The organism is Actinomadura sp. NPDC048955 (assembly GCF_040649435.1).
GTDB lineage: Bacteria > Actinomycetota > Actinomycetes > Streptosporangiales > Streptosporangiaceae > Spirillospora > Spirillospora luteofluorescens.
Window position 1 is genome coordinate 1 of record NZ_JBEZJI010000112.1, and the last position, 9,767, is coordinate 9,767.

The 9,767-nt window shown below is 69.2% G+C and carries 10 protein-coding genes and 3 pseudogenes; 8 read left to right on the forward strand and 5 right to left on the reverse strand.

All coding sequences use genetic code 11. From position 1 onward, the window contains the following. Positions 1 to 765: pseudogene (locus AB0C84_RS44335) on the forward strand (IS5 family transposase); the annotation flags it as partial. Positions 766 to 847: 82 nt separating this feature from the next. On the opposite strand, the pseudogene AB0C84_RS44340 reads toward AB0C84_RS44335, so the two are convergent. The 3 genes and pseudogenes from AB0C84_RS44340 to AB0C84_RS44350 all read right to left on the reverse strand — a co-directional run. Then, a pseudogene (locus AB0C84_RS44340) lies at positions 848 to 1,036 on the reverse strand (MoxR family ATPase); the annotation flags it as partial. A 418-nt stretch (positions 1,037 to 1,454) separates the two neighbouring features. Continuing rightward, a complete protein-coding gene (locus AB0C84_RS44345; RefSeq protein ID WP_361078510.1) occupies positions 1,455 to 2,291 on the reverse strand; it encodes an SAM-dependent methyltransferase in 837 nt (278 codons plus the stop codon). A gap of 85 nt (positions 2,292 to 2,376) precedes the next feature. Further along, positions 2,377 to 3,423: a DUF5753 domain-containing protein gene (locus tag AB0C84_RS44350; protein WP_361078513.1), complete on the reverse strand. Its 1,047-nt coding sequence runs from the start codon at positions 3,421 to 3,423 to the stop codon at positions 2,377 to 2,379. Between the two features lie 471 nt (positions 3,424 to 3,894). Between AB0C84_RS44350 and AB0C84_RS44355 the strand changes: the two genes are divergently transcribed. From AB0C84_RS44355 to fxlM, 3 genes are all read left to right on the forward strand, one after another. Then, complete coding sequence (locus AB0C84_RS44355; protein ID WP_361078516.1) at positions 3,895 to 4,137, forward strand: hypothetical protein; 243 nt, start codon at positions 3,895 to 3,897, stop codon at positions 4,135 to 4,137. 105 nt (positions 4,138 to 4,242) lie between these two features. Continuing rightward, positions 4,243 to 4,818, forward strand: coding sequence for a hypothetical protein (locus tag AB0C84_RS44360; protein WP_361078519.1), 576 nt, complete (start codon positions 4,243 to 4,245; stop codon positions 4,816 to 4,818). Positions 4,819 to 4,968: 150 nt separating this feature from the next. After that, positions 4,969 to 6,510, forward strand: coding sequence for a methyltransferase, FxLD system (gene fxlM, locus AB0C84_RS44365; protein ID WP_361078521.1), 1,542 nt, complete (start codon positions 4,969 to 4,971; stop codon positions 6,508 to 6,510). Here the strand turns inward: fxlM and AB0C84_RS44370 are convergent. After that, positions 6,450 to 6,989, reverse strand: a pseudogene (locus tag AB0C84_RS44370) (hypothetical protein); the annotation flags it as partial. The gene fxlM and the pseudogene AB0C84_RS44370 sit on opposite strands and share 61 nt — an antisense overlap. A gap of 114 nt (positions 6,990 to 7,103) precedes the next feature. Between AB0C84_RS44370 and AB0C84_RS44375 the strand changes: the two are divergent. The 4 genes from AB0C84_RS44375 to AB0C84_RS44390 all read left to right on the forward strand — a co-directional run bounded on the left by AB0C84_RS44375 (position 7,104) and on the right by AB0C84_RS44390 (position 9,158). After that, positions 7,104 to 7,931, forward strand: coding sequence for a helix-turn-helix transcriptional regulator (locus tag AB0C84_RS44375; protein ID WP_361078524.1), 828 nt, complete (start codon positions 7,104 to 7,106; stop codon positions 7,929 to 7,931). A 20-nt stretch (positions 7,932 to 7,951) separates the two neighbouring features. Further along, positions 7,952 to 8,143, forward strand: coding sequence for a DUF397 domain-containing protein (locus tag AB0C84_RS44380; protein WP_361078535.1), 192 nt, complete (start codon positions 7,952 to 7,954; stop codon positions 8,141 to 8,143). Positions 8,144 to 8,367: 224 nt separating this feature from the next. Then, positions 8,368 to 8,859, forward strand: a complete 492-nt coding sequence (locus tag AB0C84_RS44385) for a hypothetical protein (protein ID WP_361078527.1) — start codon at positions 8,368 to 8,370, stop codon at positions 8,857 to 8,859. Positions 8,860 to 8,864: 5 nt separating this feature from the next. Beyond that, positions 8,865 to 9,158 carry a hypothetical protein gene (locus tag AB0C84_RS44390; protein WP_361078530.1) on the forward strand — a complete coding sequence of 98 codons (294 nt, stop codon included), beginning with the start codon at positions 8,865 to 8,867 and terminating at the stop codon, positions 9,156 to 9,158. Positions 9,159 to 9,260: 102 nt separating this feature from the next. Here AB0C84_RS44390 and AB0C84_RS44395 read toward each other — a convergent pair. Then, positions 9,261 to 9,767: transposase (locus tag AB0C84_RS44395; RefSeq protein ID WP_361078533.1), on the reverse strand; the 507-nt coding region annotated here is incomplete at its 5' end.

The window sequence follows — 9,767 nt, forward strand, 5'->3', positions numbered from 1 at the left end:
CGGGTTGAGTCGCTGCTGCCGAGGGTGGAGCGCCGTAAGCGCCATGCTGGGCGTGGGCGGTTGGACGACCGCAAGGTGCTGTGCGGGATCTTGTTTGTGTTGCACACCGGGATCCGGTGGGAGTTCCTGCCGCAGGAGCTGGGGTTCGGGTCGGGGATGATGTGCTGGCGGCGGCTGGCCGAGTGGCATCAGGCCGGGGTGTGGGAGAGGTTGCACCGTCTGCTGCTGGAGGAGCTGCATGCGGCCGGGCAGCTGGATTGGTCCAGGGCGGTGATCGACAGCTCGCACGTCCGCGCGCTCAAGGGCGGCCCAGAACCGGGCCGAGCCCGGTCGATCGCGGCCGGCCGGGCTCCAAGCACCACCTGCTGACCGACGGGCACGGCACCCCGCTCGCGGTGTCGCTGACCGGCGGGAACCGCGGGCGACGTCACCCAGCTGATGCCGCTGCTGGACAAGGTCCCGCCCGTCCGAGGCCGGGTCGGACGCCCTCGCCGCCGGCCCGAGCGGCTGCTGACCGACCGCGGCTACGACCACGACAAATACCGCCGCCTCGTCTGGGCCAAAGGCATCAAACCAGTCATCGCCCGCCGCGGCGCCCCGCACGGGTCCGGGCTGGGCGTCCACCGCTACGTCGTCGAGCGCACCATCGCCCTGCTGCACTGGTTCCGCCGCTTACGCATCCGCTGGGAGACCCGCGACGACATCCATGAAGCCTTCATGACCCTCGCCGCAGCTGTCATCTGCTGGCGACGCCTCGCCCGCTGATTCTGTTACGACCTCTAAGCGTCGCGCGGCTGGTCACGGAGTCCTGCGCCCGTCCGATCGCGTCGTCTTAAGGGACGTCGGGCAGCATGCTGCGGCTCCCGATGTGCCAGCGCAGCACTCGGCCGAGGCCCAGCTCGCGGGTGATCCGGTAGGCGAGGGTGGACTTCCCGGCGCCCGGGTCTCCGGTGTCCAGAAGCGGCCGACGCAGCGACAGCGCCGCGTTGACAGCGTCGACGTCCGCGTCGTCGAATTCCGCCAGGTCCAGACGCAGGGTCGCAGCGCGGCCGCGCGGGTGATGGGGCCGAGTTGGACCTGGCGGACGCGTCGCGCCGCGTGCGGGGCCGGAGCTACTCCGCTGACGGCGATCATGCCTTACCGGTACATGATCTGGCGTCTTCGTGGCGTGCCTGCGCTGGTCATCCACGTGAACCCCTGTCCGGTCACGGCCCACGATGTTGGACGCGACCAGGCGCCTCTACTGCTCCGCGGAGCTGCGGCGAATCCAGCATCTCCAAGGTGCCGCACGTCCACTGGTCCACGTCGGCAATGAGGACGTGCAGCGGCAGCACGAACCTCACCCCAGGAAAGTCGCGAGTTCGCAGCCACAAGCCAGGGCTCTGCCTCCGAGAGTGCCCTGATCAAGACCTGACGAACACGAGCGGACCTCCCGCCCGCGGTTTCAGGGAGGCTCAGGGCTTTCTGGCGACGCCGCCGTAGGCCTCGACGGTGTCGGGCGGGATAGGTGAGGGGTCGGGTCGCCAGTGCGGTAGGGGTACGACTCCGGGGTCGATGAGGTCGAGGCCGGTGAAGAACGCGGCGATCTCCTCGGGCAGCCGGAGCCGGTAGGGGGCGGCGCCGGTGGCGTCGTAGCTTCGCTGGGCGTCAATGAACGCCTGGTCGGTGGCGGTGCCGTCGTAGAGGGCCAGGAAACTGCCCGGCGGGAGCGCATCCAGCAGGGCGTCGACGATGGCGTGGGCGGTGTCGTCGTCAGGGATGTAGCCCATGACGCCCATCAGCATCAGCGCAATCGGCTCGAGGAAGTCCAGGAACTGGCGGGCGCCGGCGAGGACCTGCTCGGGGTCGCGCAGGTCGCCGTCGAGGTAGTCCGCAGAGCCTTCAGGGCTGCTGCTCGTCAGAGCGCGGCCCAGGACCAGGACCAGCGGGTCGTTGTCGACGTAGACCACGCGGGAGTCGGGCGCGGCGCGCTGGGCCACCTGATGGGTGTTGTCGTCGGCAGGCAGCCCGGTCCCGATGTCCAGGAACCGCCGGACGCCTCCGTCGAGGGTCAGGTAGGCGACGACGCGGCCGATGAAATCGCGGCCCGCGCGAGCCAGCGGAACGATCCCGGGAAAGGCCTGTGCGTAGTCGTCTCCGGCCTGCTGGTCGACCGGGAAATGATCCTTTCCTCCGATCCAGTAGTTCCAGGTACGCGCCGAATGGGGAACATCGGCATTGATGGAAGATTCGCACCCGTCACCGGATGTATTATCGGGTTCGTGACAGCATTTCCGGTCATCGCTGCACATTGTGCCCTCGGTCTGCGCGTGGAAGTACCCCGGGTAGACATGAGAGCAGACCGAGAGCCGTACTGCATGGCGGAGCGGGTCATGGCTAGAGCTGGCCACGCAGATGCAGCAGCCGGGTGACACTGTCGTGGGGCTCCAGGGCCTGGACGGCGAGCCGGTGGAACCGCAGCAAAAGCTTCTCGCTGGTCTGGGCGTCGTCGACGTAGTGGCCGTAGTCGTTGTGATGCTCGTAGAAGACCAGGTCGCCCAGTGCGGTCTCGGGGAAACGCATCAGGGTGAGCGGCCCGTCGGGGACGGCGTGTTCGGCGTCGGCGACGTGCAGCAGTTGGATGGTGACGTGCGGGTAGGCGGCCAGGGAGATCAGGTGCTGGATCTGCTCGCGCAGTACCTCGGGCGGCGCCGCGCACCAGCCCAGGGCGCGCTGGTCGATCACGGCCCAGTAGTGCGGGGCGTCGGGGCGGTGCAGGATCTGCTGGCGCACCTGGCGCAGCTCGACACGCCGTGCGAGCTCGTCGGAACCGATGCCGGGCAGGTCCTGGATGACGATGTGCTGGGTGTAGCCGGGGGCCTGCAGCAGTCCAGGAACGCGGTGCGGCGCGAACACGCGGATCACTGACAGCAGACGCTCCAGCGTGAGGTAGGGGCCGAACCAGTCGGGGACGTAGGGGCGGAAGTCGCGCCACCAGGGGTCGTCGTCGGCGCGGATCCGCTCCAGTAGTTCTCGCGTGGCCTGGCGGGCGCTGTGGCCCGGGGGCGACCCGCCGGCGGCCGAGAAGAACGATGCTCCGAGTCCCATGCTGGCGGCCAGCGGGTCGTGGGAGATCAGGCCGGTGCCGCGCCCGGATGCCCGGCCAGGCGCTGCCGCTGGTGTCTGGCGCGGCGAGGCCGGCTCGTGCCGCGCATGCCTCCGTTCGGTCGGCGCGGCGGATGGGAGGGTCGCGGGCCGGGGCTGGTGGAAGGTGCGGTGGAGCTCTTCCCAGGACGTCATCGCCTGGGTGTTGATGGCGTGCTGCGCGGCGATGTGGTGGATCACGGCCCACAGGCTCGCCACCACCGGGAACCGCAGCCGGCTGGTGTGCTTGCCGCGCAGGACGTCGTTGGCCGTCGCGCGGGGCACCTGCTGGACCGTCACCCCGTACACCGTCCGGCCGGCCAGTGCGGACGAAATACGCTCAATTTCGGCGAATGGGGGTTTATTGGCCGTATGGCGATCACGGTTCAGCAGGTCCACCACTGCGGAGTACCGCTCTCCCTGATCATTTTTTGTCATGTTCTGTCCGATCTCTTCCGGTCGCCCGCCCGTCTTGTCGCCGACCATAGCGGTGGCGCGCCAGGGGATTGCGGGTCACATGACACATGCCAGTCGAGCTAGTTGAGGATTACTCAACCTGCTGCACGGCAGCGATTTCAAGCGAATGGCTGAATGGCCCGGGTTCCCGGACACGGCCCGGATACCGGCCGGTATATCCGGGAACATCCGGGAACCGGCGTTTAGGGGGCGTGGGTCTACGTGCGGCCGTCAGGGTGAACCATCCCCGCAGCCCCCGGTCTAGCTCCCGGGGACGAGTGCGGGCACCTCATTCATCGCACCGAGGAGATCACCGTGTTCCGCCCCGCCTCGCCACTTCGCCGGCTCATCGCCGCCTCCGACCCCGACGCCTCCTGCCCAGCAGGCTCGGCGGTCACCGGCACGGGCGCCAGATGCCTGGACGAAGCGCGGGACGCTCTGTCGCTGATCACCATCCGGTCGATCCAGACCGGCAGGATCCCGCCAGCGGCACCGCTCGCAGAGCTCACCGCCGACCAGCTCATCGACTTCTGGGCCGACGAGTCCATGCTCGACTGATCTCCGGCCCGCCCCGTCGCCGGATAGCCCATCGCGGTGGACCCCACCCGGGCGGGCGCTTCACGTTCCCCTCAACCCCGCCCACACTTCTAGCGAGTCAACATCATGCACACCACGCTCATCGGCGTCGACATCTCCCGGTTCGGAGACCACCGGCGCGACGACGACGCCCACCGGCTCCTGCGCAAGCACATGTACCAGCACCTGCAGGAAGCATTCAAGACCTCCCGCCTGCCGTGGACGGCGTGCTACACCGAGGACCGCGGCGACGGGGCCTTGATCATTACTCCGCCCGAGATACCGCCCACCGATGCCATGGACCCCCTCGCCCATCACCTCACCGCACTGCTGCGCCGCACCAACCGGCTCGCCAACGACCTCGGACGACTCCGGCTCCGGATGGCCGTCCACGCCGGCGCGATCGAACACGACGACCACGGGGTCCTCGGTCAACCCCTGATACACCTGTTCAGGCTGTTGGAAGCCCCCACCTTCAAGCAGCATCTGGACCAGGCACCCGACGCCGACCTGGCGATGCTGGTCTCCCAGGAGCTCTACCAGCACGCCGCCGAGACCGGCCTCATCAACCGCGCCGCCTATCGCCCGATCACCGTCCGGCACAAGGAGACCCAAGGCTGCGGGTACCTCTGGCTGCCCCCGGCCTACGCCACCGGGCGCTGACCGGCCCCGCCCGAGCCAGCCCTTAGGGGGCGTCGGGCGGCCCGGCGCAGGAGACGATTCCCCGCCCTGTCGGGCGCCCGGCTCTGAGGACTCGCGGTGGTTGCGGCGGATGCCCGCGCCGCGGTGCGCTCGGGTCCTACCCTTCGTGACATGAGCATCGCAGCCGATGAGTCACCAGCGGCCCTGCGCAGCGCGATGGTCGACCAGCTGGTGCGCTGGGGATCGGTTCGCGACCTGCGGGTCGAGGCCGCGATGCGGGCGGTGCCGCGGCACCGGTTCGTTCCCGGCGCCACCGTGCAGGCGGCCTACGCTCAGGACGGCGTCGTCACCCATCCCGGTGCCGACGGTCGGCCGCGCAGCATGGCCTCGGCGCCGGCGGTGGTCGCGCAGATGCTGGAGCAGCTCGACGTGCAGCCCGGCCACCGGGTTCTGGAGATCGGCGCCGGCACCGGCTACAACGCCGCGCTCGCGGCGCACCTGGCGGGCCCGGCCGGGGCGGTTACGACGATTGACATCGACCAGGACGTGGCGGACGGCGCGCGCACCGCGCTGGCCGCATCCGGATTCGACGCCGTGCGGGTGGTGTGCGGCGACGGCGAGTACGGCCACCCGCAGGGAGCCCCCTACGCCCGGATCATCGCCACGGCCGGTGCTTGGGAAGTTCCGGCGGCGTGGACCGACCAGCTCGCGGCTGGCGGGCGGATCGTGGTGCCGTTGCGGGTGCGGGGCCTGACCCGCTCGGTCGCGCTGGAGCGCCAGGACGGCGTCCTGGTGAGCCGTTCCCTGCAGTATTGCGGGTTCATCCCGATCCGGGGGGCCGGCCACTGCGCCGAGCCGACCATCCGGCTCCGCGAGGACCCGCAGGTGTCGGTGCGGCTGGACGACGGTATGTCGGTCGACGCCGGCGCGCTGCGCGCCGCGCTGGAGCATCGGCCGGTGCACTGCTGGCTGAGCGTGAACGTCGTCGAGGACCGCGTCGGTGATGTGGAGTTCTGGCTCGCCAGCGCGGACGGTTTCTGCCGCCTGTTGGTCGGCGGCGAGGCCGCCGCGCACGGGCTGGTGGAGCCCATGTACCGGTGGGGGAGCATGGCGGTGGTCCAGCACGGCTCCATCGGTTACCTGACCATGCGGACCGCGTCTCCCGCCCCGGACGGGCGGCGCGCTTTCGAGCTGGGCGTCTGCTCCTACGGCCCGGTCAGCGACCAGATCGTCGCCGACCTCGCCGACCGGATAGGCGGTGGGAACGCCAGAGCCGCGCCGGTGGTGACATCTCGATCGAGGTGCACCCGGCCGGGTCCAGGCCGGACGGTGAAGAGCTCCTCGCCGCCGACAAGCGGTACACCCGCATTGTCGTGCGAACCGCCCGACCGAAGACCTGACGGTCCGCCGGGCGTCCCGGTGGAGCTTCACAACCCCCACATCAACGCGAGCGCGGTGGTTCCCGCTGGTTGTTCTGCTGCGGGGTTCCGCGTCCTTCAGGGGCTGCGAAGGTCGAAGGTGGCCCACACCACTTTTCCTTCTGCCGCGTGTGCCTCCTTCCGTGCGCTGGTCGGCGCTTTGTACCAGCCCCACTGCGAGGTGAGTGCCTGGACCAGCAGCAGGCCCCGGCCGCTCTCCTGGAGATCGTCAGGGGCGGACGGTCTGGGAGGCGCCGGGCAGGCGTCCTCCACCTCCACCAGCAGCAGCGCGTGAGGGACCGGCCCGAACCTGAGCACGATCTGCGGCAATGGGCCGGGGAAGCTGGCAGGACCCGCGGGAACGAGAAGCTGTTCGCCCGCGGTCGCGCCGTGGGTGAGGGCGTTGGTGACGAGCTCGGTCACCACGGTCTTGATGTCGGCGTGGAACGTTCTCCGAACGCCGAGATCCTGGAGGCCGGCGCTGAGGAAGGTTCGCGCGGCTCGCGGGGCGCCGCGGTCCTGTGCTAGGGCCAGTACCCGCTGCCCGTCCCGCAGGCATGGGCGGGGCGGACGGCTCGTGAGGTCGGGGCTGGGGGTGCTGGGGGTGCTCATAACGGCTCCTGCCTTGCGCCGGGTGAAGTGCCGGGACATGCGAGGGCGTGCGATGAGGTCCGGACAGAGGCGGGCCCATTTGCGGACGCTGGGGCGACGGGGCCAGGGTCTCGTCCGATCCCCATCTTGCGCGCTACATAGATCAAATGCAACACGTCTCATTTGATTTATGTCCCGTTCGCTACACTCGGGTGAAGGTGCGAAGATCTGCGCAGTGATTCACGAGCACGGGGAGGGGCGTAGGTGCCAGCGCCAGAGACACCACCGAAACCGCCGATGGCCCGCAGACTGCTCCTGGGCATCAAACTGCTGGAGCTGCGCGAGGCGGCCAGACTGACGTCGACGGAGGTGTACAAGAGGACCGGGATCGCCCGAGCGACCCTGCACCGACTGGAAACGGCCGAGACCTCGCCGCAGCCGCGAACGCTGAAGGCCCTGCTGGCGCTCTACAAGGTCGACCCGCAACAGGCCGCTGATCTTGAAAGATTTGCGCGGGAGGCCGATCAGCAACCACGGCTGCCCCCCGTCGGCGACCTGGCTCCCCAGTACCTCACCTTGATCGGCCTGGAGCGCGAGGCCCGCCGTCTGGAGACCTTCGAGGCGTCGCTGGTGCCCGGACTGCTGCAGACGCCTGACTACGCACGCGAGGCCATACGCAGCGTGTGGCCTGATGCCACTGAATCCCAGCTTGCTCAGCGAGTCGAGGTACGGTCTCAGCGCCAGGAGGCCATCCGCCTCGCCGGCATCGAACTGCACGCGATCATCGACGAGGCCGCGCTGCGGCGGCGGGTTGGCTCCACCCAGCACATGCGCGGGCAGATCGACGCCTTGCTGGAGGCGGCCACCAGACCACAGATCACCCTGCAGGTGCTCGGAAGCGGCATCGGCGCCCATCCCGCCGTCCACGGCGCCTTCATGATCTTGGGCTTCGGCCCGCCGCTCAGCACCGAACTCGTCTACCTCGAAGGGCTGGTCACCGACCAGTTCCTCAGCAAGTGCCACGAGGTTCGTGGCTATGCCGACGCTTTCGCCGCGGTTCGCGACCTGGCGGTCTCTCCGGCCGAGACGCCGGCGGTTCTGGCTCGACTGCGTGACGAGGCATGATGATGGAAGAGAGAGTGCAGATGACCAAGGCGTTGGACGAGACGCGAGTGTATTGGCGCACGGCCTCAGGCAGCGCGGCTCAGGGCAACTGCGTACAGCTAGCCCGGATGGGCCCCCAGGTCGCCGTTCGCGACTCCAAGAACCCCTCGGCGGGCTTCTTGTTGCTCAGACCCTCCGAGTTCCGCGCCCTGCTCGCTGAGATCAACGGCTGACCGACTCGGGGTCTAGCATGCCGAGCCGCTCACGGCCTCGGCCACAGTAGGGTTGGCCGGTGCCCCCCATCCGCTTGCCTCATTGCCGGTCCCACGCTCCCGGGGAACCAGACCGCGGCGACGGGCGGTTGTATCTGGGAGCATCGCTAGAGCGGGTCGTGTGGCGGCAGTGGCCGGACGGCACAGCTGCGCCGAGCCCGGTCCTGGTAGCGGTCATCCGGAGATTGGCTTCCCTGCCTGAGGTCCTCAAAGCCGAACTCGGCCGCGAACTGCACAACATCTTCGTGGGGCCGGGCGGCGTGGCGGACCTGGACTCAATGGGGCACCTGCGCGGCCGTACTCTGCCGAGCGGACTCGGTCGATGGGAAGATTGCGCCGGGGCCTACATTGAACGCACTTTGCTGATCGGGGATCGACCGACCCCGACGCCGGATGTCGTGCTTCACGAGGCCGGGCACGCTCTGGACGAGCTCCGCGGAGACCTCTCCGGCAGGCCGCTGTTCCGAGCGGTTTACCAGACCTGCCTGCCGGCTCTGACCTTGCCGACCCACCTACTGCCCGGGGAGCTGGGGCGGCGCGAGCTCTTCGCCGATGCTTTCGCCGCCCTGCGAGCGGAGGCTACTGTGGAGTTGCTCGGTTGGTTGAGCGGCGAGCGGCAGCTACTGCTTCTGGTGGATGCCTACTTCCGCCAGGAGTTCCCGGAGTTGAGGTGGTGAGAAGCGTGCGGAACGTGGTGTTGCTTCCCGACGGCTCGTTGAACGTGCCCGACGCTGTTCTTGATCCGGCGGTCGGTGGTATCGCGCACACTGTCCACCGCATCGGCCCCGACCACCCTGACTACGAGCACCTGAAAAGCCTGGCCGTTCGTGAAGGCACCCCTGAGGAACCTGACACCGGACAGGATCCTCAGCAGGCCGACCTGGCCGCGTTCCTGAGAGATCATCGTCGCGAGGGCGACTCGATGCTTGCTCTGCTCGAGTGGCAGGTCCAGCACCGTACTCGCCGTGCGAGCTGAATCCGCTCAGATGAGGCGTGCGCTCTGGGAGCGCGTGGCCTGGTCATCTCGTCCATGAGCTAGACGCCGAGGAGCGAGCGGTGGCCTGCCTGGGCAGTACACCTAGGCCGTGTTTCGAAGTAGGTGGAGCCATTCGTTGATGGCGGTGTTTTCGAGGGTTGCCTGGTAGCGGACGGAGAGCTTGTCGTATCTGGTGGCCATGGCCCGGTGGCGCTTGAGGCGGTTGATGCCGCAATCCACGGCATGGCGGGCGCGGTAGTCGATCGGGTCGAAGGCGGGTGGACGGCCGCCGCGGCGGCCTCGCCGCTGCCGGTGCCGGGCCTGGTCGGACGGGACCGGGATCGTGGCGGGGATACCGCGGCGGCGCAGATGGGCGCGGACCGCCCGGGAGGAGTACGCCTTGTCGGCCCGCACCCGATCGGGGCGCGTGCGGGGACGGCCCGGCCCGGGGCGGGCGACTCTGATCCCGGCCATCACCGCTTGGAATTGCGGGGCGTCGCCGCGCTGGCCGGCGGTCACGACCATCGACAGCGGCATCTGCCCCTGCTCGCAGGCCAGGTGCAGCTTGGTCGAAAACCCGCCGCGCGAGCGCCCCCGGGAGTGATCGGC

Bases quoted from the DNA above. Each gene is read 5' to 3' on its own strand.
- AB0C84_RS44345 (WP_361078510.1), bottom strand. From the start codon at position 2,291: ATGTGCAGCGATGACCGGAAATGCTGTCACGAACCCGATAATACATCC.
- AB0C84_RS44360 (WP_361078519.1), top strand. From the start codon at position 4,243: ATGCACACCACGCTCATCGGCGTCGACATCTCCCGGTTCGGAGACCAC.
- fxlM (WP_361078521.1), top strand. From the start codon at position 4,969: ATGAGCATCGCAGCCGATGAGTCACCAGCGGCCCTGCGCAGCGCGATG.
- AB0C84_RS44375 (WP_361078524.1), top strand. From the start codon at position 7,104: ATGGCCCGCAGACTGCTCCTGGGCATCAAACTGCTGGAGCTGCGCGAG.
- AB0C84_RS44380 (WP_361078535.1), top strand. From the start codon at position 7,952: ATGACCAAGGCGTTGGACGAGACGCGAGTGTATTGGCGCACGGCCTCA.